Consider the following 25,180-nt stretch of genomic DNA (forward strand, 5'->3'; position numbering starts at 1 on the left):
TTAAAATACCGTCTTTTTTGTTACCTCAAAATTACGATAGTTTTTCAATTCGCCTTCATGGCTTTCAACAGAAGTTACTTCGGCATTTTGGGGGCCTTCATTACACCAATCCAAAAACATTTCAAGACTCACCTTATCGCCTTCAGCAGCGATAAAAACATCGCCATTAGGTTCATTTCTTACATATCCTTTTACACCCAACTGATCAGCGACTGCTTTAGTTGATCCCCTGAAAAAAACACCTTGTACCTTGCCCTTTACTGTTATATCCAGGTGAATCATGGTTGTAATAGTTATAGAAGTCGTAAATGTTGGAATTGTTAGATCGCAAAGTTAATAGTTTCAATAAATAAACCTTTTAAACTTCTACAACCTCTACAACATTTCCAACTTCACTAAACCAAACGCTTAACCTTTGTATCAGAAGTAATTTTTAAATTATCCAAATCTGTGATCAAGTTTAGTCCCGGTGTTTTCCCTTCTTCAAGGGTGCCTTTTTCATCAGATATCCCCAGGTATTTTGCTCCGTTAATTGTACCCCATTCAATCAGCTTTTCAATACTTAACGAAGGGGATTTCTGCTGAATCAACCTCATTTCATTCAGTATACAAAGCTTGGTATTTGATGCGAGACTGTCAGTGCCTAATGTTAAGTTAAACCCCTGGTCAACAAAAAGGTCGATCTTGGGAAGCTTTTTTTCGATATATAAATTTGCTCCGGGACAAAAGCAAAAATGGACTTTTCTGTCAAAACGCTTTATAAAGTAAATGTCTTTTAAATTGGTGCAGGTGTTGTGCACAAATAAAATGTCCTGCTTATTAGTAAGCAAAGGCAAAATGGATTGCAATGAATTGCGTGCCTGTGATTTAAAAAAGCTGATATCTATACCAAAATGTTCGTAGAGATCGATAAAGCCCCCCAGCCTGTAGCGATAAAATTTATTTTCGTCCTCACTTTCCTGGTTGTGTATGCTGAGCAGATTGGTATTGTTGTCGCTGTATTTTTTTATCAGCCTAAATAATTCTTTTGACACCGAATATGGTGCGTGCGGCGTAATTGAGCAAGATTGCGGTTTAAATTCGCCTAATAATGAAAGTGCTTTATCAAAAGTTTCCTGCGCTTTATCCGGCAAAAAACTAAATGCCTCTACAAAAGTATGGTAGTATATTTTGCTTTTAGCTTTGATTGCGATACTTGCATTGCTGTTTGATATATCGCCAACGGCCACTATACCATTCTCATACATTTCGGCATCTGCTTTTTCAGCAGCCTTGAGTATTGTACTGCTATCAGCAGCACGCACAGCCTGGATATCTTTGATAAAATTTATTAATCCCCGACCGGGCACTAATTTATCTTTAAGATGAGAAAGCTCCAGATGGCAATGTGCATTAACAAAGCCCGGGCAAATAATACCCTTAAAATGCTCCAAATGGGCATTCTTTGCCTGCGTGGCATGATTGTCAGTCACTGAAATGATCTTACCAAGATCGTCTATGGTGACTACACCGTTTTTAATTGGATCGGCACAAACTGGAAAAACGTAATCGGCTGTAAAACTCTTCATTAAAATTTAATTTAACCTAGTGCTCAAACGCTTTCCCTTACAATCCTTTCCTCTTAATCTATTAATTACATACAACAACTATTGATTATTGTTCTTTAATTAAAAGATTACAAAAGAATTGTTTATAAAAAAGGCAGACTTTTTTTATTTCAGTACTTTTGCAAAGTGAAGAGTACGAGAGATAAAATTGACATCCGCAGCTTAAGCCTCGAGGCCTTATACGAACATTTTACTAAAATGGACGAAAAAAGTTACAGGGCAAAGCAAGTTTATGAATGGCTTTGGGAAAAATCCTGTTTTTCTTTTGACGATATGAGCAATATTTCAAAAGAACTGCGCAAAAAACTGGATGAAAACTTTATTATCAATAATGTAAAAATTAACAACTCACAGTTTAGTGCGGATAAAACTATAAAAAATTCCTTTATTTTACACGACAATCATTTAATCGAGGGAGTTTTAATACCTGCGCCCGAACGAATGACTGCTTGTGTATCATCCCAGGTGGGCTGCAGCCTTACATGTAAATTTTGTGCTACAGGCTATATGGAGCGCAAACGCAACCTTAATCCTGATGAAATATATGACCAGGTGGTGCTTATTGATAAGCAAGCAAAAGAGAATTATGGTCTCCCACTAACCAATATTGTTTACATGGGCATGGGCGAGCCACTGCTTAATTACGCGAATGTATTAAAATCTGTTGAACGGATAACGGCAGAAGACGGACTCAATATGTCGCCAAAGAGAATTACGGTTTCAACAGCGGGCATTGCTAAAATGATTAAAAAATTGGGCGATGACCAGGTAAAATTTAACCTGGCCTTGTCCCTGCATGCTGCAAATGACGAAAAACGAAATACCATAATGCCTATTAATGAGCAAAATTCATTGAAGGCCTTGGCTGAGGCATTAAAATATTATTATGCACGCACAAAAAATGCGGTTACATACGAGTACATTGTTTTCAATGATTTTAACGATGAACTGCAGGATGCAGCCGAGCTTGCCAAGTTTTGTAAACACATTCCGTGTAAAGTAAATATCATTGAATACAACCCCATTTCCTTTGCTAATTATATTAACGCTGGCGAAGATAAGATCGAGGCTTTTGCAGAATATCTTAGAAATAAGGGTGTGATAACCAATATTCGTCGCAGCCGGGGTAAAGATATTGATGCCGCCTGTGGGCAATTAGCGATTAAAGAAAAAGCAAAAGTTTCTTAATAGCCGGATTTCTGCTAAATTCAATGCATGAAATTGCAGGCAAGTTATTTAGCTGATTTTGTTTCCTTATTATTTCCCGAACTGTGTAAAGCCTGCGGAGAAAGCCTGGTTTCTGGTGAAGATTTGCTTTGTATCGATTGCCGCTATAATCTCCCTTTTACAAACTTTCATCTCAAAGCTGATAACATCGTTGCCCAGCAATTTTGGGGCAAGATCAACCTGGAAGCTGCCTACGCCATGTGCTATTTTACTAAAGGCGGCAAAATGCAGCATTTGATGCACCAGTTTAAGTACAGGGGCATTCAAAATATCGGAAATCTGTTAGGAAATATTGCGGGCGAACAGTTAATTAAAAATCCTGTTTTTAGTAATGCCGATCTGATCGTACCTGTGCCTTTACATAAAAGCCGCCTTCGTAAAAGAGGCTATAATCAAAGCACCAATTTTGCGGCGGGCTTATCTCAAAAATTAAATATCCCTTTTAACGAGCTGAATCTTGTACGCATCAGGGCTACAGAAACACAAACTCACAGGTCTCGTTTTTCAAGATTTGAAAATATGCAACAGGTATTCACCTTGACAAATCCTGAAGTACTAATAAACAAGCATGTTATATTGGTGGACGATGTAATAACTACCGGGTCTACATTGGAGGCCTGCGGTGCAGAATTACTGAAAGTTGAAGGACTGAAACTAAGTATTGCTACTATAGCATATGCCGAATAGGACCGTTGATTTTTATGATTTTATGATTTCGTTGACTTTATTTACCATAATTCAACTAACCACTGATCACCGGTTGACTGATAACTAATCAACTAACCTTCTGGTACTTAGCTAGTTTATCATACAAGTCTTTCGGATCAAAAGGCTTTAGTATGTAATCATTCATACCGGCATGATTAATATCATTTACCTCGCTGTTCAGCATTGAAGCGGTTAGTGCAATTATAGGCAATTGCTGAAAGTATGTATCGCTTTTAGACCGAATGATCTCTGTCGCTTCCAAGCCGCCCATTACAGGCATGTGAATATCCATTAACACGACATCAAAGTTTTGTTTGCTTTCGATCTTTTCAACAGCTTCAAGACCGTTTTCGGCAAAATCAATGGTTGCACCCCATTTACCCAGAACTTTGTTGATCAGTAATCTGTTTATTTGATTGTCATCGACAACCAAAACATTTAATTGCAATCCCGCTTCCACTTTATTGTTATTATTATCGGTGTTAATATATCCTTTTTCAAATTTTATAGTAAACCAAAATGTTGAACCTTGCCCCTGTACGCTATCCACATTTATATGTGAATCATGCAGTTCTATCAGCTTCTTTGTGATAGCAAGGCCAAGACCAGTGCCACCATATTTACGGGATGTATCCGCTTCGGCTTGCTTGAACGACTCAAAGATGGTATTTATTTTGTCATTTGCAATACCAATTCCGGTATCAGTAACTGCAAAACGTATTTTTACATCCCTTTCGCTTTGTTCTACAACACTCAAATCGATCGTTATCCCACCCTTTTCAGTAAATTTAACTGCATTTCCTACCAGGTTCAACAATACCTGGCACAGGCGTGTACTATCGCCTAAAAGATGTTTAGGTGTAGCCTCATCAACAGTGTATTTTATATATATGTTTTTATCATTGGCACTAAACTGCATTGACTGGGCAATACTTTGAACCAACTCGTGCAAATCAACATTAACTTTTTCCAGTTCAATATTACCGGTTTCTATTTTGGTAAAATCAAGCACATTGTTAATCAGGGTCATCAAATTTTCTGCTGAGAACTTAAGAATTCCTAAATTTTCTTTTTGTATCTCAACAGTATTATCGTCCAGCAATAAATGCGACATACCGATCACAGCATTTAACGGTGTACGTATTTCATGACTCATTACCGAAATGAACATATCCTTTGCCCTGCTCAATTGTAAAGCTTCTTCTTTTGCTGCTATCAGTTCCATTTCGGATTTCTTTTTAGCAGTAATATCAATGATCACCTCGATGTATTTATCGATCTGACCAGTGTTATCAAGAATTACTGAATTAATGACTGATATCCATAACGGCTGCCCGTCTTTTCGGTAAACCAGCAGATCAACTTCAAATGATTGTTTATTTTTAGAAAGCTCACGCGACTTCTGTATCACAGAAATATCCGTTAACTCGCCCTTGAGCCTATCGCCCAATGGCTTGTTTATAACATCTTCAATAGCGTAACCGGTAATTTTCTCGAACGCCTTATTTACCCATTCAACTTTACCTTCTTTATTATTAATAATAACGCCGCTTGTAGTACTGCTTGCTACTAATGATAGTAAAGTAAGCTGCTCTTCTGCTTTTTTACGTTCACTGATGTCAACCATCATGCTGATGTGACGCTCTACGTTGCCGTTATCATTAAATAACGGACTGTTGGCGATGGATACCCATATCGGCGTTCTGTCTTTCTTGTATACTTTGAGCTCTATCTCGTAAGCTTTGTTTTGCTTAAAGGCTTCAACAGCGCTATTAAACATCTCCATATCAGTTTCTTCACCGATTATCCGCGTACCTACCGTTGTGCCCTTTATCTCATCCAGTGAGTAACCTAATAGCTTTTCAAACGCCTCATTAAACCAAATTATATTTCCCTGATTGTCCCGGATCACTATACCGCTGGGCGATTTTCGTGCTGCAAATGAAAGTATATCTAATTCTGATTCTGCCTTTTTCTGATGGGTAACATCACGGCCGCTGGCGTACCACTTGTCTTCTTTAAATACAAATGACCAGCCGATCCATTTGATATCTCCCAAATGTGTTAAAACCGGTGTCTCAATTACTGTCGATTTAGACTGAAGATTTCTTTTAAGTTTTTGTGTGGACGAAACTCTTACCCCTTCTGAGAAAAAATCCCAGATAATATGGCCCGTAGCTTCATCAGGAGTATAGCCAAGAATAGCATTAACCGGATTATTTATTATCCGGATACGAAAATCTTTATCCATTATACAATGGATCTCAGATGAACTATTGAATAAATTAAAGTGATCCTGGTCTTTTAATTGATAATCAGCAAGGAGCCTTTTCTGTTTTCGCAGAACCAGGTTTGACATCACCTCGTTGGCCAAAGTGCGCAAGGCATTGAGCTGCTCAACGGTGAGTTTCCTGCGGACCATATCCATTACGCACAACGTTCCTAACTGATAACCATCCGGGTCTTTCAGAGGAGCCCCGGCATAAAACCTAATCTGCGGGTCATTTATTAAAAAAGGGCTGTTACTGAAATTTTTATCTTCAAGTACATCCTCAACCTCAAGTATCCGATCATCAAGGATAGTTTGGTTACAAAAAGCGCCAGTACGGGGTAACTCCTTAATGTCTATCCCTATGCTTGATTTTACCCACTGCCTTTCAGCATCAACAAATGATATAAGGGCAATGGGTGTTTTGCAAATTTGAGAAATAAGCCGGGTAATGGCATCAAAATCCTTTTCGGGCGGGGTATCTAAAATTTGATACTCACCGAGTGCATTTAAACGTTTATCTTCTGCAAAAAGGGATTGATTTTTACTCACTTTAATTAATCCTGGTCTTTATGGCGGTACAATGGGTACTCATCCATAAGCCTGTGAACCTTTTTACGTATTTTCTTTAAAGAAGGTTCATTTTCGGGATCAACTATTACGGCATCAATAAGCTCTACAATGTAGTCCATTTGCTTCTCTTTCATGCCACGGGTTGATATAGCTGCGGTACCCACACGGATACCTGAAGTTACAAACGGCGACTTGTCATCAAATGGCACCATATTTTTATTAACGGTGATATCAGCAGCAACCAGGGCGTTTTCTGCAGCTTTACCAGTTATGTTTTTGTTTCTCAGATCGATGAGGATCAAATGATTATCTGTACCCCCTGATACGATCTCGTAACCACGGGCTACAAATGCCTCAGCCATTGCATGAGCATTCTTTTTCACCTGTACGATATACTTCATATACTCATCGGTCAAAGCCTCACCGAAGGCTATAGCTTTTGCTGCGATGATGTGCTCCAACGGCCCGCCTTGTGTTCCGGGGAAAACTGCCATATCCAATAATGATGACATCATTTTGATCTCCCCCTTTGGCGTTTTTAAGCCCCATGGATTTTCAAAATCCTTACCCATCATGATCATTCCGCCACGTGGGCCACGCAGAGTTTTATGTGTGGTTGTACTTACAATATGGCAATGCGGAAGCGGATCGGTTAATAATCCTCTTGCTATCAATCCCGCCGGGTGGGCAATATCAGCTAATACCAGAGCACCTACTTCATCAGCCACTTTGCGGATAAATTCATAATCCCAATCGCGTGAGTAAGCCGAGGCACCGCAAACGATCAGTTTTGGTTTTTCCTTTAATGCCACTGCTTTAAGCTGATCATAATCGATGCGACCGGTCTCTTTTTTCACCCCATAAAAATGAGGTTGATATAATTTACCTGAAAAGTTAACAGGTGAGCCGTGAGTTAAGTGACCGCCATGAGAAAGATCGAAACCTAATATTTTATCACCGGGCTGAAGACAAGCCAGCATCACTGCCGCGTTGGCCTGTGCGCCTGAATGCGGCTGAACGTTTACCCATTCGGCATTAAATAACTGCTTAGCTCTTTCAATGGCGATGGTCTCAATTTCATCCACCACCTGGCAACCGCCATAATAACGTTTACCAGGCAAGCCTTCAGCATATTTGTTAGTAGCTACAGAGCCTGCAGCTTCCATTACCTGCCTGCTTACAAAGTTTTCTGATGCAATCAGTTCAATGCCTTCTTCCTGGCGTTGCTGCTCTTCGTCCAACAGCTTAAATATCAATTTGTCTCTTTTCATGGCCTCTTTAAAATCGGCGCTAAGTTAGCAAAAATTAGATATGAGATGTGAGATTTGAGACATGAGACATGAAGATTGCAGTTCGGGCGTATTTTTGCCTGCGTTTTTGAATTAGACATTATTTTTGATGTCTTTTGTCTCACATCTCATATCTAATTTCTCACATCCTATCTCACAGATATCCAAAAATTATTGTAACCTAACCCTATTTGTATGTCGATGAGTTCCTGCTGAAGCATTTCGAGTACGGCCAGGAAATTATAAACGAAGTGCACTTTGTTTTCTGAATTGCCGGCTATGGACTTAAAGTCGAGCTTTTTATTGATCATAAGCAGATCGTTGATCGCTTTTTTCTGCTTTTCGATAGTATAAGGATATTGTACTACAGTATGCGTAACTTCTTCGGTGCGGTTCACATATCGTTTAGTCACCCTGTCATAAACCATCATCAATTTATATAATGTCAGTTCAGAAAGCTCCTCGCCCGGCACCACAGTTTTTTCTATCTGTTGCAGATCGTATGCTATATTTCCGCGTTTCTCTTGTTTCAGGCGCTCCTCCTCTATCGGACGCAGCTCTTCACATATCAATTTAAATTTCCGGTATTCGATCAGTTTTCTTACCAGCTCAGCTTTGGGGTCCAGCTCTCCGTCTTCTTCGGCAACGTAGCGGGGCAATAACATTTTTGCCTTGATACGCATAAGAGTTGCGGCAACAAAAATAAATTCGCTGGCAAGCTCCATGTTCAAACTGGTCATTTGATGAATGTAGTTCAGAAAATCATCAGCAATGCGCGCAATGGGAATATCATGAATATCCAGCTCATCCCTTTCGATAAAAAAGAGCAGCAGATCAAAGGGACCTTCAAACTGGGGTAATTTTATTGCAAAACTATCGTCGGTCATAATTGAATTTGAGTACCTATCATCCTAAAACTCAATCGGCAATTGTTATGGGATTAATATATTTTAATTCAGGCACTTGCTTAAAATCCTTGTCGTTATCTGCAATAAGAGTCATGTTATTAGTTATTGCTGTAGCTGCAATTAAAGCATCTGGTAATTTAAGCTTAAAGAATTTGCGTATCCGTATGGTTTCTTTTATAGTATTATCATCAACACCTATAATTGTAGAACTTGAAATAAAGAATTGGTAGATTTTAAGGTCCTCCGGATTTGGAGGATTCCATGCCTGTAGCTCAATTTCAGTAATAAAAGAAATCGTACTTTCTTCGTCAACAATCCTATCCACAAGAGATAATCCGTTAACGGGCAACGTCTCATTTAAATATTTGATTACCGCAGATGTATCGATCAGGAATCTCTCTGCCATTCTTTACGGATTGCGCTCAGCTGTGTATCAATTTCTTCATTACTCATACGTGTCTTAACCTGACCGCGTATTGAAGATATTTTTGGCGATTCCTTCAATACCCGGATAAGGTTTAATTCTTCCATGTCTTCTAAAAGCTTGTATGCCTTAGGGTCCGTTAACTGAATAATAACCGTATTCATAATTAATTCTATGCCGTATAAAGCAAATATACACTTAATTACTGTTTAAACTTTGTAAATGGTGAAAGAATTGCAAAAGATTTAAAGCAAGGTACCGAAGATTTAGGTTTGTAAAATTTTATTATTCAATGCTTTGCACATCATTACCGGTAGTGCATATCAAAACGACCATTCGTTATTCTTACGGTATCGCCATTTGTACTCACTGCATTAAAATAAAAGGTACCGGATACAATGTGATTGATGCTATCCAAATGAGTGATCATTAGTTGCCCTTTGGCGTTGTCATTAGTCCTGTGATCTGGCAGATTTTCCAGATAGAAGCCTGCGGCATAACCGGGGATAGCAAACTTGGTTAATGGCACAGTTTCACCCTCACTGATCTTAAGACTGTCTGTTTCAATGGATATAGATGCGAAATTTCCGGAGCGAACCTTAGCGCCAGCGCCAAGGTTAAAAATATAACCGTTTCCAAACAAACCATATTGACAGGTCAATAGAGGCCCTGTGATAAGGCTTCTGTTTCCGGGTATAAAAGCGAAGCCGTTTACCAAACAGCCAAAGGTGTTGGCTCCCGTTTGCGTAGCTGGAGGCAAAAGTGATAACTGATCTACAGGTTGCTTTTTGCACGACAAAAGCGTCATGATAAAAAATGTCATTACAAAACAGGAAGTTTTCATAAGGCTTAAAGGTTTAGAATTGTAAATAATTTTTTCCTACAGATTAGTTGATAATTATTGAATGCTTCGCACATCAAAACTTGTAGTGCATATCAAAACGACCATTCGTTATTTTAACGGTATCGCCATTTGTATTTACTGCATTAAAATAAAACGTACCAGATACAATCTGTTTGATGGTATCCAAATGTGTGATCATTAGCTGCCCTCTGGCGTCATCATTAGTTATGTGAGTTGGCAGATTTTCCAGATAGGAGCCGCAGGCATAACCGGGGACATAAAACTTGGTTAATGGCACAGTTTCACCTTCACTGATTTTAAGGCTGTCGGTTTGTATAGATACAGCAGCAAAATTACCTGAGCGAACCTTACCGCCGCCGGTAATACCAAAAAGATAACCGTGTTCAGACAAACCATACCCGCATGACAACAGAGGCCCTGTAACAAGGCTTCTATTGTGAGGTATTAAAGCGAAGCCGTTTACCAAACACCCAAAGGTGTTAGCACCCGTTTGCGTAGCTGGTGGCAAAAGTGATAACTGGTCTACGGGTTGCTTTTTACACGACAAAACCGTCATGATAAAAAATATCATTACAAAACAGGAAGTTTTCATATGGCCTAAAGGTTTAGAATTGTAAATAATTTTTTGCTACAGATTAATTGATAATTATTGAATGCTTCGCACATCAAAACTTGTAGTGCATATCAAAACGACCGTCCGTTATTTTAACGGTATCGCCATTTGTATTCACTGCATTAAAATAAAAGGTACCAGATACAATCTGATGGATGGTATCCAAATGTGTGATCGTTAGTTGCCCTCTGGCGTTATCATTAGTTGTTTGTATTGGCAGATTTTCAATATAGATACCCGCGGCATAACCGGGGATACCAAACTTTGTTAACGGGATTGTTTCACCCTCACTGATCTTAAGGCTGTCTGTTTCAACGGTTACAGATGCAAAATTACCAGAGCGTTCCTTGCCACCCGAAGTAAGGTTAAATAAATAGCCTTTTGAATACAAGCCGTACTCGCATGACAATAGGGGCCCGGTAACAAGGCTTCTGTTGCCCGGTATTATGGCGAAGCCGTTTACCAAACAGCCAAAGGTGTTGGCTCCCGTTTGCGTAGCTGGAGGCAAAAGTGATAACTGATCTACAGGTTGCTTTTTACAGGACAAAAGCGTCATGATCAAAAATGTCATTACAAAACAGGAAGTTTTCATAAGGCTTAAAGGTTTAGAATTGTAACTATAATATTTTTTTTGCTATGAATTAATTGATAACTACTGTCTGTAGTGCATATCAAAACGACCATTCGTTATTTTTACGGTATCGCCATTTGCACTTACTGCATTAAAATAAAACGTACCGGATACAATCTGATTGATGGTATCTAAATGTGTGATCGTTAGTTGTCCTCTTGCGTTATCATTGGTCATATGATATTGAAGATTTTCCAGATAGATACCTGAGGCATAACCGGGGACATAATCCTTGGTTAATGGCACAGTTTCACCTTCACTGATCTTAAGACTATCTGTTTGTATAGATACAGTAGCCAAATTACCGGAGCGGACGTTCGCTCCCCCGGTAACGTTAAAAAGATACCCTTTTGAATACAAACCATACCCGCATGACAACAGAGGCCCTGTAACAATGCTTCTATTGTGAGGTATTAAAGCGTAGCCGTTTACCAAACAGCCAAAGGTGTTGGCTCCCGTTTGTGTAGCTGGTGGCAAAAGTGATAACTGATCTACGGGTTGCTTTTTACAGGAGACAGATAAAAAAGTTATGCTGAAAAAGGCTAAGATTGAAAATATAAGGTTTCTCATGACAGATTTAGGTATGGAGCAATGAAAAATAGATATTATTTAATTAATATGCAAATTTTATAACACAATTTATTCGTCCGCGATAGCGCATCTATTGCATTCGTCCGAAATACTTTTTTTAAGAATTTTAGTGAAACTATTGATTTTTTATTCTGTACGTATAGGTTATAAGAAACGCTACCCGAGGTATTTGATAAAGACCGGCAATTTTACTATTGACGATATTTTATCATTTTTTTAGCAATAAAATGCCTTTCTTTGTAAGTTAAAATTTCTATAAGGATGTCTATGCAGGTAACCCCCGGTGATTTACTACAAAAAATAAACTACCCTTCTGATTTAAAGCAAGTTACCGAAGACCAACTTGAACAAGTTTGCCAGGAATTACGCCAGTATATTATTGATGTTGTATCTGTAAATGGTGGGCATTTTGCCGCAAGTTTAGGTGTTGTTGAGTTAACTGTAGCTCTGCATTATATACTGAATACACCCTATGACCAACTGGTTTGGGATGTGGGCCACCAGGCATACGGGCATAAAATATTAACCGGCCGCAGGGATAATTTCCATACAAACCGTGTTTATAAAGGCATTAGCGGTTTTCCGAAACGTGCCGAAAGCGAATATGATACTTTTGGCGTGGGGCATTCATCTACGTCTATTTCTGCTGCTTTGGGCATGGCAGTAGCCTCCCGGTATAAAGGAGAAACGGACCGCCAGCATGTTGCCGTAATTGGCGACGGCGCAATGACAGCAGGTATGGCATTCGAGGCCCTTAATCATGCCGGCATTGAAAACTCCAACCTGTTAGTGATATTGAACGACAATAACATGTCTATCGATCCGAACGTAGGTGCATTAAAACAATATCTTACTGATATTACTACTTCAAAACCATATAACCGTTTCAGGGATGATATCGCACATGTGCTGACAAAAATATCATCTATGGGGCCTGATGCTTTCAAGATCGCCAAAAAGATCGAAAAAAGCATAAAAGGTACTCTTTTAAAGAGAAGTAACTTTTTTGAAGCGCTGCAGTTCCGTTACTTCGGACCGATTGACGGCCACGATGTAAAGCACCTGGTAAAAGTGCTGCGTGATCTGCGTGATATCCCCGGACCAAAAATCTTACATTGTATCACTACTAAAGGCAAAGGATATGCGTTGGCCGAAAAGGATCAAACCAAATGGCATGCACCTGGCTTATTTGATAAAATAACAGGTGAAATCAAAAAGGCAAAGACCGATAAGCCGCAACCGCCAAAATATCAGGATGTATTTGGCCATACCATTATTGAACTGGCAGAGCAAAATTCAAAGATAATGGGCATCACCCCTGCTATGCCATCAGGCTGTTCATTAAATATGATGATGAAAGCTATGCCCGACCGCGCTTTTGACGTAGGTATAGCCGAACAGCATGCGGTGACTTTTTCAGCCGGTTTAGCAACACAGGGCCTTATTCCGTTCTGCAATATCTATTCGAGTTTTATGCAAAGGGCTTACGACCAGGTGATACATGACGTAGCCATACAAAAGCTAAATGTGGTATTTTGCCTTGACAGAGCAGGCATTGCCGGTGCCGATGGACCGACCCATCACGGTGCCTATGACCTGGCTTACATGCGTTGCATACCTAATATGACGGTATCTGCACCGATGAATGAGGAAGAACTACGCAACCTGATGTATACTGCGCAACAGGATGATATGGGGCCTTTTGTTATTCGTTATCCGCGGGGAACAGGTGTTATGGTCGACTGGAAACGTCCATTGAAAGCCATACCTGTAGGTAAGGGTCGTAAAATATCTGATGGTGAAGAAGTAGCTATACTATCTATAGGCGCTATAGGCAATGAAGTTGTAAAAGCTGCTGCCGAATTAGGTAATGAAGGATTTTATCCTGCGCATTATGATATACGTTTTGTGAAACCCCTGGATGAAAGTTTACTGCACGAGGTGTTTACAAAATACAATAAAGTGATCACCGTTGAAGATGGATGCATTGAAGGCGGTATGGGAAGTGCTATACTGGAATTTATGGCCGATAATAATTACAATGCCGAAGTTGTTCGTTTAGGAATACCCGATCAATTTATAGAACACGGTGAACAGCCGGAACTGTGGGCCGAATGTGGCTATGATGCAAATGCGATAGCTGAGCAGGTTAAAAAGATGGGCATTAAGAGGAACACTCATACTATTGCGTCTTAAATTAATAGATTCATCATTACTAATTCAGATCCGTAAAAACATTTTTGCCAAAATAGTGTTTCTGCTGATGATGAAGCAATTGCTGCTATTTTCTATAAAAGTTCAGTACCTTTAACTGAAAATACATTCGCAGTTGATTTTTAAACAGTTGATTAATTGGATTTCCAAAATTCATCCTTAACTCCATCCATATGAAGGATAAAAACATCTTTGTGGTCATTGTTAGTTATAATGGCATGAAATGGATAGAAAAATGCCTTCATGATGTTTTATTGTCAGACGTACATCCGCATGTTATTTTAATTGACAATGGCTCTACTGATGGAACAATAGAATTTATCGAAAACAAGTATCCGGGGATGGAGTTGATAAAATCGGACACCAATTTAGGTTTTGGACAAGCGAATAATATTGGTATAATAAAAGCTTATAAAGCACAGGCTGATTTTGTTTTCTTACTAAACCAGGATGGATATGTTGAAAAGGATACCATACGAAAATTAATAGAATTTAACCAATCTCATCCTGAGTATGGTGTATTAAGCCCACAACAAATGAATGGTAGCGGGACTGCCTTAGATAAAAAGTTTGAAAGTATCGCCCTTAGTAAAAAATGTATAATTGATTCTTTTGAAGATTCAGGTGCAGCTGCCTATAATGTACATTTTGTTATGGCGGCATTCTGGCTGATATCCATTGAATGTTTGAGAAAGGTTGGAGTTTTTGATCCGATTTTTTTCCATTACGGAGAAGATGGCGACTATTTAAACCGTGTTCGTTATCATGGCTTTAAAGTAGGCGTTGTTATGAATTCAGTAGGTTATCATGATCGGCATGAAAGAGTTGTTCCTGATGCAAAAAAGCTTAGTGGCTACTATGCCTCTCAATTGGCGACACTAACTAACATTAATCATAATTATGCATTATGCTGTGCAAAAGTAACCTATATGTACCTAAAGCTTTCTATCCAATATATTTTAGGCCTCAATTTTGAGCTTTTAAAGGTAAATAATAAAGGATTTTTCGGCTTGGTATCGAAAACAAAGCAAATATTAGCTACGAGAACAGATAACAAAAAAATTGCCCGGATCTTTAATAAGCCCATCACTTCGGATAATGAACCGACGGGCAATAATTTTGAAATAGCTTAATGTGTTTTATAACTGGCCAAATCATTATATATCTGGCGGAATGAACTTCTTAAACCAATCGTCAGCATTGAGGTTCTGTCTTTAAACTCGCTATTTTGTTCCTGCCTGTATATGCCACCCAGTTCAATTCTTAAATTATATTTCGGATTGAGCATGTAAGCCACCTTCCCTTGCAGGAAATACATATTGGTAGTTAAACCTTGTCCTATATAGTTACCATAAGGTCTGGCCGGAGAGGTGTATAATTGGAAAATATCTTTGCCATAATTTAAGCCGTCTACGTCGAGACCGTAGTGCCCGTAATCGGCTTCGCCAGTAAAATCAAATCTTTTATATGAATAATTTAACAAGCCCACCAACTCACGGAAGTTAGCCCCCCATGGATGCGCAAGCGGCTCACTATTTGATGAATAATTTTCTATTGATGATCTCGCTGAGTATGTATATGGTTTTGCATTATTACTTTCTAACAGGTAGTTCAGATTTTTTACACCAAATAAGTTAGCCCCCCTAATCCCTAACTGCCATCCATATTTATTAACTGACGCGCCGTCACTTGAGAAAAAGTCTTTTGATACGAATTCATTCAGCGCAAATTGCCCATACACTGTAATGCCATTCGTTATCTTGTACTTACCTGTAAAGCCTAGTAAAGATTTATCGGGGTCATCGCTTGCATTATTAACCGGTTTTAGAAAGATAATTGGATTGATATAATTGACATCAAAAGGCCGTTTTATACCGTTATCATCAGTAAAAAAACCCATAATGTTTTCAAAAAAACCAAAAGACAGCCTGTTGTTCACATTCCAGTCAAGGTAATGAAACACTCCGAATTTCTTTCTGTCAGCGCCATATTGTGACGTAAATGCAGGATCATTCATATAGGTCCACATCACCATATAGGTTACATTCCCTAAGGTACCTGTCAGTTTAAAGAATGGATATGGCGATGCAAAGTCAGATAATAACATTGACCTGTAACCATCCCCTATAAAAGTTTTATCACGCCCGGCGGAAATATTTAAGTATTTGAAAGGCGTATAGGATACTGTTGCCGTAATGTACGACCAATCATATCCATTTTCCCGGTAAATTTTGGCATAAGCCTGTCCTGGAACAATACCAACCTGGTTAATGTAGGTCGCCAGGTAATCAGGCACAACAGCACTGCTTAAATAACCCGTCACATTGTAATACAATTTATTGCTGACGGTACCTCCTAATTGCAAACCCATTGAGGTTGTGCTGGTGGTAAGTTTCCCTGAAAAATCTCTTCCTATACCAAAATCAGGCAGCAGATCAGTATAAAAGGTAGAATTTGATCCTTTGTAATCAATCAAATGCTCATTAAACAGTTTGCGATACAACAAGCTATGTTGTTTGCCATCTGCGCCATAATTCATTATTGAATCATAATGAAATCTAAGAACAGAATCTATTATTAATGGCTTTAGTGCGGTATGCTCACGTGTACTTGTTGAATAAAGATCATTATTAAGCTTTTGATAAAAATCGTATGAATAGGGCTGATAAACTGATTGCCCGAGTACCACATTTGCCAACACCAGGTTCAGTATTACAACAAAGATCTTTTTATATATGGAGTAGATATGTTTCATGAGTGAAGTCGAAATTAAAAATCATGATAAAGGTTTCTGAAAGTACTTCTTAATCCAAATGTGATCATGGCTGTTTTGGTGTCTGAAACACTATTGGTTTCCTGGCGCAGCAATCCGCCAACCTCTATCCGCAAATTGTACTTTGGATTAAGCAAATATGAGATCGTACCTTCTGCATATTTTAAAGTCGTTGATAGTCCCTGCCCTGTACTGCCAATCGAGGGTGGCAGATTTACATTATCTGGCTGCGTAATATCCTTCCCATAATTAATATTCTCAATATTGAGCCCATATTTGGCATAATTGATCTGGCCCTGCAAATCAAATTTCCCGATGGAATAATTAAGTATGCCTACAAACTCTTTATAATTGGCTCCAAGCGGATCAGCCAGTGGCTCACTCAATTCCGCATAATTAACAATAGGGTACTGGTTAGAGTAGGTATATGGCTTAGAGGTATTGTATTCAAATAAGTAATTTAACTTATTCACTTTAAACAGATCGGAACCCCTAAAACCCAGTTGCCATGCGCTCCTGCTACTACTATTAATATCCGATGATGCTACCTGGTCAAAAAGGAACTGGCCATATACGGTTGTTTTATCCAGCACCTTGTATTTGCCATTAAAGCCAAATAAAGTATGATCAGGTGCAGGATTTGACGGCCCTAATGAGGATACAAAAAATACTGGATTAATATAATTAACATCAAACCCGTGATATTGACCCTGGTCATTAGCTTCTTCGGCAATTAAAGCATTAAAGAATCCGATAGATGCCCTGTTTGTGATGTTCCAGTCGATATAATGAAATGCGCCCCATTTCCGCCTGTTATTTGAAAACGAATTAAATTGGGTCGCATTCTGGTCTTGCATGTAGGCCCACATGGCCATGTACTGTACATTTTTACCCAGATTTATATTTAATCGAAGCAGCGGATAAGCTGATGCATAATCAGATAACAACACGGAGCGATAACCATCACCTATAAATGTTTTATCCTGGCCCAGGGCAATTGTAATGACTTTGCCCGGCGAATAACCTATCAATGTCGTTACCATTGACCAATCCTTTGTTGGCTTACCATAACTTTTATCAAAAGCCTCACCAGGTATCATACCAACCTTGTTGATATAATCATTTTCATAATTGGCAAATACTCCCTGATTTTCATAGCCACTGGTATAGAAAAAGAAATTTGATCCTATAGTTCCCCCTAGCTGGTAACCACGGGTATTGAGCCAAACGGTTTTAGGTTCGGAAAAATCCCGGCCGATTTGCAGATCAGGCAGATAATCCATGTAAAAGGTATAATCTTTGTCTTTTACTTCGATCAGGTGCTGCCTGAATAATTTTCTGTATAGCCAGCTTTTCCCTGTATTATCCGCATTAAGCATTAGCAAAGAATCATAAAGTGGCCTGATCGCACTTGAGTCAGCAATTAAATAGGGTTTAATTGAAGTATGTAAGTCAGTTGACGGAGAATAAACGCTATTGTTTAGCTTTTGATAAAATTGATAAGAATAAGGCTGATACATTAATTGCGCCTGTACAGCGCCGGAAAATAATAGCAATATTGATATACAAGTAAAAAGTTTCTTCATAGGGGACTAAATCGTATTATTTAGATTATAAACCTTATTTATTCAAAATAGTTTAGCGTTTTAAAGCCACCCTTTTTCAAATAGTCATCTTTTTTTACCAAATGCAGGTCGGCATGTACCATATCTTTTACCAGGGTTTCCAGATTATATTTAGGCACCCAGCCTAATTTCTCTTTTGCCTTTGTAGCATCCCCGATCAAGAGGTCAACTTCCGTTGGCCTGAAATATGCCGGATCAACCTTAACAACAGTCTGGCCAAATCTTAAAGCATCCAGGTTCAATCCCAACTCCTCTGCTCTCTGCTGGTCAACATCAATGATCACTCCTTTCTCGTGCTGGTCTTTACCGCTAAACTCTACCTCAACACCAAGTTCGCCAAATGACATTTTGATAAAATCCCTTACACTGGTGGTAACACCCGTTGCGATCACAAAATCTTCTGCTTTATCTTGCTGCAGCATCAGCCACATGGCTTCGATATAATCTTTGGCATGCCCCCAATCGCGTTGGGCCGAAAGATTGCCTACATAAAGACAATTTTGCAAACCTAATACAATTTTTGAGGCGGCACGGGTAATTTTACGGGTAACAAAAGTTTCTCCTCTTATTGGGCTCTCGTGATTAAACAAAATGCCATTGCACGCGTACATATTATAAGCTTCGCGGTAATTAACAATGATCCAATAGCCATACAACTTGGCCACTGCATAAGGCGATCTAGGATAAAACGGCGTCGTTTCGCTTTGCGGAACTGCCTGCACCAGCCCATATAGTTCGGAGGTTGATGCCTGGTAAATGCGGGTTTTCTCCGCCATACCGAGCAGGCGCACAGCTTCCAGTATGCGCAATGTACCTACGCCATCCGCGTTGGCGGTATACTCAGGCGTGTCAAAACTCACTTTTACATGGCTTTGCGCAGCAAGGTTATAGATCTCATCCGGCTGCACTTCCTGCACAAGGCGAATTAAGTTAGTAGAATCAGTCAGATCACCATAATGCAGTTTAAACTTCACATTGGGCTCATGTGGGTCATGATACAGATGGTCAATACGATCAGTATTAAATAAGGATGACCTCCTTTTTACGCCATGTACCATGTAACCCTTCTTTAGCAGAAACTCGGCTAAATAGGCCCCATCCTGCCCGGTGATACCGGTTATTAAAGCTGTTTTCATCTGATCCAGTAAATGCGATTACAGTACAATATTATCCATTTTAATTGTAAAAGTTGGCATTGGGCTTGCAAGTGTTCACGTTCACAATGCGCTGAACGCTAATGATTACATATAAAATTATGATTATCAAGCATTTGCAATTTTACCAATACTGACAAAGTACTGTCACCACGTTTGAACATAAGCCAGTAAATTTACATATGCAGGTCATAAAACAGATCGGCTATGCATCAATAAAAATCCATGCATAACTTAGTCTTACACTTATCATCGCTCATATGAAAAAAGTAAAGTGGTTTGAAAGAAGTTTCGATTTCAGTTCAGAACAAAATATCTTTCCGTCTATCATTGAACGGCTTAAAGGGACTCCGGCAAGGCTTGATGAAAAATTCAGATCGATACGAATTAACATACTCGAAGTAAAAATTGATTCTACCTGGTCGATAAAAGAAAATCTTGGACATTTAACCGACCTTGAACCGCTTTGGCAGGGAAGGTTGAAAGATATCATAAATGGGGATATCGAATTACGCCCTACTGATCTGGCCAACCGGAAGACCGACCTGGCAAATCATAACGCAAAATCGTTGGAAGAGCTTTTAAATTCTTTCAGGCAAATAAGGGCGCAAACCGTATCGGTGCTTGAAAAATTAGATGAGGAAACCATATTCAGGTCAGCGCTTCACCCGCGACTGAAAACTCCTATGCGGACAATGGATTTGTTTTTATTTGTTGCTGAGCATGACGACCATCATTTGGCGAGGATAACGGAGTTGGTTAAAATCTTAGGATAGAATACTATTATTTGTTTAAATCAGAAGCATCGTAAAAGCTTAATTGTATTCTATTTATATCCATATCACTTATTACTCGATTATTGTACATTATCTTTTCTTTAGAAGTAATTCTAAGGGTATGATTATACTTTGCGGATTTGAAAAAGATATACACATACTCATCATCATAAGGAACAAAACCCTCAGTATAACAAGGGTAAACAGAGTATAATTCTTTTAATGTTAATCCTAAATTAGGGCCACCTAAACCGACTGTCTTAATTTTTGAGTTTTCTTCAAAAATCCAAAAAGTACTAAAAAGATGATTCTTAGGTTTAACGAACGTGGTGCCATATCCATTTTTATTTGATACTTCACCAAAATCACTTATTACTTTTTCAATTTGACTTTGGTTTTGAAAAAAATAATTGATTAAAATATCGAGACTATTTAGAGTTAACTTTTCTATTTTAATCATTTTTCAAATTACATTTCAGCGACTTGGTCTTCCAGCTCCTTATACCATTCTTCCCCATACTTACGGATCAGCGGTCCTTTTAAAAACTCGTGGACATGCACTTTTAGCTCATCGCCAAAAGCACAGGCCGGGCTGCAGATGCTCCAGCGGTCGTAGTTTAATACATCAAACTCAGGGTATTTGGTAATACGAATGGGATATAAATGACAGGAGATAGGTTTTTTCCAGTTGATAACGCCATATTCATAGGCTTTTTCTATAGCACATTTGGTAATGCCGTTTTCCCATATTACATAGGCACATTCTTTATTGGTGTCGACGCAAGGCGTAGTATAATCGCCTTCAAAGTCGGTTACATAAGTACCGTTCTCTTCAATGGTTTTAATACCCTTCGCTGTCATAAAGGGTTTTACCTTCGGATAGATCTCATCCAATATATGCAGTTCATCATGATTTAAAGGTGCACCCGAATCTCCTTCCAAACAACACGCACCTTTACACTTATTTAAATTGCAGACAAAGTTTTCTCTAACTACGTCCTCATGCACCAAAACACTGCCAACTTCTATCATGGACCGTTGATTTATTTGATTAATTGATTGCGTTGATTCAACAAACAATACTAATGACTAATGACTAATGACTAATGACTAATGACTAATGACTAATGACTAATGACTACCCCACCCTCAATCCGTCTCCTTGCTCGCCGGGTTTAAAGGATATTTTAATCCCGAAGCAGCAGTAAGGTCCATCGTTAAACTTCCCAAAACCACTTCTACATGCGCTTTTACAGGGATACGGTTGTTGTCATCCGTTATCCAAAGATACAGTTTACTGTCCTTTTTGAAAATACGGCCGGGAATAATGGTTGGATTAAATTTGAGACAGTTAAAAGTGCCCATTGAGCAGGCCATCTTTTCTTTTCCAACATAGGTAATGCTCAGCGTATGCACGCCGTCTTCCAAAAAATATTGCAGGTCGAGTTTTTGACCGATATGGATTTTGGAAACATCAATACAACGGGCAAAATAATAGGCCGATACAAAATCAAATACCTTATCTGCCGAATAAGGGAATGTACCCTTCGCCGCGGTTATCGTTTTCTTCTCATGGTCAAAAGTCACCTTATCCGTGTGCTTATAGTTTGATTCGCGCCTGTTTTCGGCATAAAAATAAGGCAGCAGGGTATTCTTGTCCACATAACTTTCGTATCTGTTCCGCACCTTATAAAAAACATCGAATGTTCCTGCTGTTTTCCCTTCTGCAATGATGTGATAAGCAGGCTGACCATTAAATTGTATCGGACTATCCTCTACATGGATATTAGCTTCGGCAGCGGTGAAAATGCCATACTTCATTTTATAGCTCAATTTTTCGCCTGCTTTAAAAGCAACTTCGTTGGTTTTACTAAGTTCCTGGGCAAAAAGTGTGGTAAGGCAGCAACAGGCAATAGCCAGTAAAAAGCATTTCTTCATTGGCTACCTGTTGGGAAAAAAGAAGGTCATTTAGTCTTTTCGTTTATAAATCGGGACAGTTGAACATGGCTCGCCAAACATAATACTCTTTGCTACAGGCGTTAGTTTTTTTGTTAATTCTACATACGCTGAAACCGGAACCTCTGTGTCGCCACACCCCTTAATAACGACGCGCTGGTCGCGATATTGCTCAACGTCCAACCCGGCCATAGCTTTTTCAAACAACACGGTTTCAAGCACATTCGCGTCACCAAACACTACTTCCTTTGCATAAGGTGCCAGCCGGTTTGCTATCAGCATATAGGCCCATGCCGGTACAATGGCATCTGCTGTACAGGTAATCGCAACGTTCTTTCCTTCATATTGCGTCCAGTCGTGTGTTTTCACAAATTCCCTGAAATCCTTTTCACGCAACATCAGTTCCATATACAGATTATCCTTAATATCATATATTACGCGCTCCCCTGCAGGATAAAAAGCAGCAGGGTCCAGTGTAACCAGCCCGCTTTGGGCCACTTTGTTTACTATATTTTCCTGGATATCCATTTTCCTAAAATTAATGATCGATACATTATAACGGTTATTGCGAGGCGCATGGCGGGTATTATTTGTGGCACAATGAAGCAATCCTATTACTCCATGCGCCATCCGCCCCACGCAATCCCCAGAAAACAAAAAAGCCGGAAACAACTATATGTTCCCGGCTACAAAATTACTTTAAATTTCCTTACATGAACTTGGCACGGTAATCTTTTACATTCGCCTTATCTTTCAGAGCGTCAAAGATCTGTCCTTGCGAACGCTGAAGCAGTGCCTGGCCGATCTGTTCTTTAATTCTCACAGCATTATTAAGCGGTGTCGGATTGATAAAATTATCGATCACAAACACATATGCTCCATGCTGGCCTTCAACCGGTTTTGATAATTTGCCGGGTTGCGAACCAAAAATGGTACCTATCAATTTGTATTCAAGTGATAATCCTGGGATAGCAGGGTTAGCAAATACAATGTTTTGCACAGGAACAACGTTTGTGTTGTTCTTTTGGGCCACCTGATCAATAGTTGAACCTGATGACTGCAATTTATCCATTAATTGTTTTGCCTTTGCATGATTGCGCACAGCCGGCTCAATTTGCTTCTTAACTACATCAAGCGGCAATATGCCTTTAGGCTTAATTGTTGTTAAAACAGGGATGATATATTGATCGCCAACTATATATACCTGGTCACCAAAGCTTCCTTTATCTGCTTTAAATGCCCATCTAACTACCTCACGTGCATTATCAAGGCCCGGAAGGCTTGATGCCATATCATTTACATCAGTAGCTGTTTTCTTTACAAGACCAGCTTTTTTAGTTTCTGCATCAAAATTATCTTTTGTAAGCGTACCTAAAAATGCCTGTGCTTTGCTGTAAGCTACCGCTTGTGTTTTAGCACTTGCTGTTATAGGTTTATCTACCACAGCTACTTTAACCACCGGTGAAGAGCCTTTTTGATCTTCGATCTGGATCAGGTGGACACCAAACTGTGAAGCTACTACCTTCAACTCACCTTTTTTGCCATTGAAAACTGCATCTTCAAAAACAGGGATCATAGCGCCGCGACCAAAAGTACCCAGTTCACCGCCTTTTTCTCCTGAATTTTTATCAATTGAATATGTTTTTGCCAGCTCCTCAAATGATTTGCCGCCTTCGATCAGTTTCTTTAAAGAATCTGCCTTTGCAAGCGCCTTTTGCACACCAATCTGTTGCGCATCGATCAATATATGACGAGCTTTTACCGAATCAGGGCTTACACGCGAATCAACCAGCTTTGCAAGCTTGTAACTTCCGTTTGCAAGATATGGGCCATAAACAAATCCTTTTTGTGCGCCAAACATCACCGTATCTAATTTAGGATCGCCAAGCTGTCCTTTCCTTTTATAAGCAAGTGGTACTTTCGTTTCGGCGTTTACCTGTACAAATAGCGAGTCATTAGCGTCGCTTTTAAAAGCAGGCAATAATTTCTCAACCTGGTCTTTAACTGCTGCAGAATCTTCTTTTGAAGGGGAAGCATTAAAGCTCACATAATCAAAAGTTCTCAGTTCCTGTTTGTTTTTAAACTCAGCTTTATGCTCATCATAGTAGCTCTGGTAATCATCATCTGTTAATGTCACTTTGTTATCAGGTATTGATGCATAATCAAGTGTAACATATTTAAAATTAACCAGCTTGTTCTTAGCTTCGTACTCGTCTTTTGCATCAAGTGCATTTACATAAAGGCCATTGCTAACTAATGACATATACTTGTCGCCGTTTTTAGCTTCAATCATTTGCTTAATAAAAGCTGTCCAGCGTACGGCTTGAGGATCATCAGCTTTTGCTGTTTTCAGATTGTTCAGAAAAGTATTCAACGCAGCTTTATCAAATTGACCGGTCTGGGGGTTTGAGAATGCCTGAACTATCTGTTGGTTAGGATTATTACCTGACACCATTGACTGCGCCTCGTCACCGCTTACGGTAAGGCCCAGCTTTTCAATTTCTTTAGATAAAATGATCTGGCTTATTGCCTGGTTCCAGGTGTTCTCCTGTAAATAACCGGTAAACTGTGCGTTTATAGTAGCCTGACCAGATTGTTGCTTAACTTGAGCAATATTTTGTTCAAGTTGCTTAGAATATTCATCGTAAGCAACTTTTTCTCCGGCCACTTCGCCTAGTTGATTACGATCATCATGAAACATAGAACTACCCTGCCGTATCGCTTCTTCAGCCACAAACGCAAAAAGCGCTAACCCAATACCTATTGCGACGATTTTCCCCATCCGCTCGCGCAAAAAACTCATTATACCCATATAACCTATTTAATATTAATATTTTAATTATTCAAAAGAGCGCGCAAGATACAACTTTTAGTAAAAATATAAACACAAAAAATTGCATCACCTAAATCCTCTCCAGAGGAGAGGACTTTTTGTTAACGGTTCAGTTATTGCACAATCTTCAGAACCCTCTCCTTT

At 39.2% G+C, this 25,180-nt stretch carries 24 protein-coding genes; 5 read left to right on the top strand and 19 right to left on the bottom strand.

Annotated elements, in window-relative coordinates; genetic code table 11:
• Both ACPPVU_RS23345 and ACPPVU_RS23350 read right to left on the bottom strand, forming a co-directional pair.
• Window positions 1–282 (bottom strand): acylphosphatase, encoded by a 282-nt coding sequence (locus ACPPVU_RS23345; protein ID WP_426669146.1) that lies wholly within the window; start codon window positions 280–282, stop codon window positions 1–3.
• A gap of 113 nt (window positions 283–395) precedes the next feature.
• Window positions 396–1,568, bottom strand: coding sequence for an amidohydrolase family protein (locus tag ACPPVU_RS23350; protein WP_426669147.1), 1,173 nt, complete (start codon window positions 1,566–1,568; stop codon window positions 396–398).
• A 165-nt stretch (window positions 1,569–1,733) separates the two neighbouring features.
• On the opposite strand from ACPPVU_RS23350, the gene rlmN reads away from it, so the two are divergent.
• Window positions 1,734–2,795, top strand: coding sequence for a 23S rRNA (adenine(2503)-C(2))-methyltransferase RlmN (rlmN, locus tag ACPPVU_RS23355; protein WP_426669148.1), 1,062 nt, complete (start codon window positions 1,734–1,736; stop codon window positions 2,793–2,795).
• 27 nt (window positions 2,796–2,822) lie between these two features.
• The gene (locus ACPPVU_RS23360) at window positions 2,823–3,521 is read left to right on the top strand and encodes a ComF family protein (protein ID WP_426669149.1); all 699 of its coding nucleotides are present in this window, start codon (window positions 2,823–2,825) and stop codon (window positions 3,519–3,521) included.
• An 88-nt stretch (window positions 3,522–3,609) separates the two neighbouring features.
• On the opposite strand, the gene ACPPVU_RS23365 is transcribed toward ACPPVU_RS23360, so the two are convergent.
• From ACPPVU_RS23365 to ACPPVU_RS23405, 9 genes are all read right to left on the bottom strand, one after another.
• Entirely contained in the window at window positions 3,610–6,363 is a 2,754-nt protein-coding gene (locus ACPPVU_RS23365; RefSeq protein WP_426669150.1) for a PAS domain S-box protein, read from the bottom strand.
• Between the two features lie 5 nt (window positions 6,364–6,368).
• Window positions 6,369–7,655, bottom strand: coding sequence for a serine hydroxymethyltransferase (gene glyA, locus ACPPVU_RS23370; RefSeq protein ID WP_426669151.1), 1,287 nt, complete (start codon window positions 7,653–7,655; stop codon window positions 6,369–6,371).
• A gap of 167 nt (window positions 7,656–7,822) precedes the next feature.
• Window positions 7,823–8,560, bottom strand: a complete 738-nt coding sequence (locus tag ACPPVU_RS23375) for a segregation and condensation protein A (protein WP_426669152.1) — start codon at window positions 8,558–8,560, stop codon at window positions 7,823–7,825.
• A 31-nt stretch (window positions 8,561–8,591) separates the two neighbouring features.
• On the bottom strand, window positions 8,592–8,987 hold the full coding sequence (locus tag ACPPVU_RS23380; protein ID WP_426669153.1) for a type II toxin-antitoxin system VapC family toxin: 396 nt from the start codon (window positions 8,985–8,987) through the stop codon (window positions 8,592–8,594).
• A complete protein-coding gene (locus ACPPVU_RS23385) occupies window positions 8,969–9,169 on the bottom strand; it encodes a hypothetical protein (RefSeq protein WP_426669154.1) in 201 nt (66 codons plus the stop codon). The genes ACPPVU_RS23380 and ACPPVU_RS23385 overlap by 19 nt, the downstream gene beginning before the upstream one ends.
• A 143-nt stretch (window positions 9,170–9,312) precedes the next feature.
• Window positions 9,313–9,849 carry a DUF6252 family protein gene (locus tag ACPPVU_RS23390; RefSeq protein ID WP_426669155.1) on the bottom strand — a complete coding sequence of 179 codons (537 nt, stop codon included), beginning with the start codon at window positions 9,847–9,849 and terminating at the stop codon, window positions 9,313–9,315.
• A 73-nt stretch (window positions 9,850–9,922) separates the two neighbouring features.
• The gene (locus ACPPVU_RS23395; RefSeq protein ID WP_426669156.1) at window positions 9,923–10,462 is read right to left on the bottom strand and encodes a DUF6252 family protein; all 540 of its coding nucleotides are present in this window, start codon (window positions 10,460–10,462) and stop codon (window positions 9,923–9,925) included.
• 73 nt (window positions 10,463–10,535) lie between these two features.
• The gene (locus ACPPVU_RS23400) at window positions 10,536–11,075 is read right to left on the bottom strand and encodes a DUF6252 family protein (protein WP_426669157.1); all 540 of its coding nucleotides are present in this window, start codon (window positions 11,073–11,075) and stop codon (window positions 10,536–10,538) included.
• A 60-nt stretch (window positions 11,076–11,135) separates the two neighbouring features.
• Complete coding sequence (locus ACPPVU_RS23405; RefSeq protein ID WP_426669158.1) at window positions 11,136–11,684, bottom strand: DUF6252 family protein; 549 nt, start codon at window positions 11,682–11,684, stop codon at window positions 11,136–11,138.
• 288 nt (window positions 11,685–11,972) lie between these two features.
• On the opposite strand from ACPPVU_RS23405, the gene dxs reads away from it, so the two are divergent.
• Window positions 11,973–13,901, top strand: coding sequence for a 1-deoxy-D-xylulose-5-phosphate synthase (dxs, locus tag ACPPVU_RS23410; protein WP_426672223.1), 1,929 nt, complete (start codon window positions 11,973–11,975; stop codon window positions 13,899–13,901).
• A 191-nt stretch (window positions 13,902–14,092) separates the two neighbouring features.
• A complete protein-coding gene (locus tag ACPPVU_RS23415; RefSeq protein WP_426669159.1) occupies window positions 14,093–15,052 on the top strand; it encodes a glycosyltransferase family 2 protein in 960 nt (319 codons plus the stop codon).
• Here ACPPVU_RS23415 and ACPPVU_RS23420 read toward each other — a convergent pair.
• Genes ACPPVU_RS23420 through gmd form a run of 3 tightly spaced genes read right to left on the bottom strand, consistent with a single transcriptional unit; the run spans window position 15,049 to window position 19,453 of the window.
• Window positions 15,049–16,674 carry a gliding motility protein RemB gene (locus ACPPVU_RS23420; RefSeq protein WP_426669160.1) on the bottom strand — a complete coding sequence of 542 codons (1,626 nt, stop codon included), beginning with the start codon at window positions 16,672–16,674 and terminating at the stop codon, window positions 15,049–15,051. The two genes, ACPPVU_RS23415 and ACPPVU_RS23420, sit on opposite strands and share 4 nt — an antisense overlap.
• 14 nt (window positions 16,675–16,688) lie before the next feature.
• Window positions 16,689–18,278, bottom strand: a complete 1,590-nt coding sequence (locus tag ACPPVU_RS23425; protein WP_426669161.1) for a gliding motility protein RemB — start codon at window positions 18,276–18,278, stop codon at window positions 16,689–16,691.
• A gap of 38 nt (window positions 18,279–18,316) precedes the next feature.
• Window positions 18,317–19,453, bottom strand: coding sequence for a GDP-mannose 4,6-dehydratase (gene gmd / locus ACPPVU_RS23430; RefSeq protein ID WP_426669162.1), 1,137 nt, complete (start codon window positions 19,451–19,453; stop codon window positions 18,317–18,319).
• A 278-nt stretch (window positions 19,454–19,731) separates the two neighbouring features.
• Here gmd and ACPPVU_RS23435 point away from each other — a divergent pair, with 278 nt between their 5' ends.
• Complete coding sequence (locus ACPPVU_RS23435; protein ID WP_426669163.1) at window positions 19,732–20,247, top strand: DinB family protein; 516 nt, start codon at window positions 19,732–19,734, stop codon at window positions 20,245–20,247.
• 7 nt (window positions 20,248–20,254) lie between these two features.
• Here ACPPVU_RS23435 and ACPPVU_RS23440 read toward each other — a convergent pair whose 3' ends face one another.
• The 5 genes from ACPPVU_RS23440 to ACPPVU_RS23460 form a co-directional block, all read right to left on the bottom strand.
• The gene (locus ACPPVU_RS23440; RefSeq protein WP_426669164.1) at window positions 20,255–20,707 is read right to left on the bottom strand and encodes a hypothetical protein; all 453 of its coding nucleotides are present in this window, start codon (window positions 20,705–20,707) and stop codon (window positions 20,255–20,257) included.
• An 8-nt stretch (window positions 20,708–20,715) separates the two neighbouring features.
• Entirely contained in the window at window positions 20,716–21,279 is a 564-nt protein-coding gene (locus tag ACPPVU_RS23445) for a DUF3109 family protein (RefSeq protein ID WP_426669165.1), read from the bottom strand.
• 117 nt (window positions 21,280–21,396) lie between these two features.
• Entirely contained in the window at window positions 21,397–22,185 is a 789-nt protein-coding gene (locus ACPPVU_RS23450) for a DUF3108 domain-containing protein (RefSeq protein ID WP_426669166.1), read from the bottom strand.
• 30 nt (window positions 22,186–22,215) lie between these two features.
• Window positions 22,216–22,731 (bottom strand): DUF2480 family protein, encoded by a 516-nt coding sequence (locus tag ACPPVU_RS23455; protein ID WP_426669167.1) that lies wholly within the window; start codon window positions 22,729–22,731, stop codon window positions 22,216–22,218.
• A 181-nt stretch (window positions 22,732–22,912) separates the two neighbouring features.
• Window positions 22,913–25,015, bottom strand: a complete 2,103-nt coding sequence (locus tag ACPPVU_RS23460; RefSeq protein ID WP_426669168.1) for a peptidylprolyl isomerase — start codon at window positions 25,013–25,015, stop codon at window positions 22,913–22,915.
• Window positions 25,016–25,180: the final 165 nt, after the last annotated feature.

This window comes from Mucilaginibacter sp. McL0603 (assembly GCF_049992945.1).
GTDB lineage: Bacteria > Bacteroidota > Bacteroidia > Sphingobacteriales > Sphingobacteriaceae > Mucilaginibacter.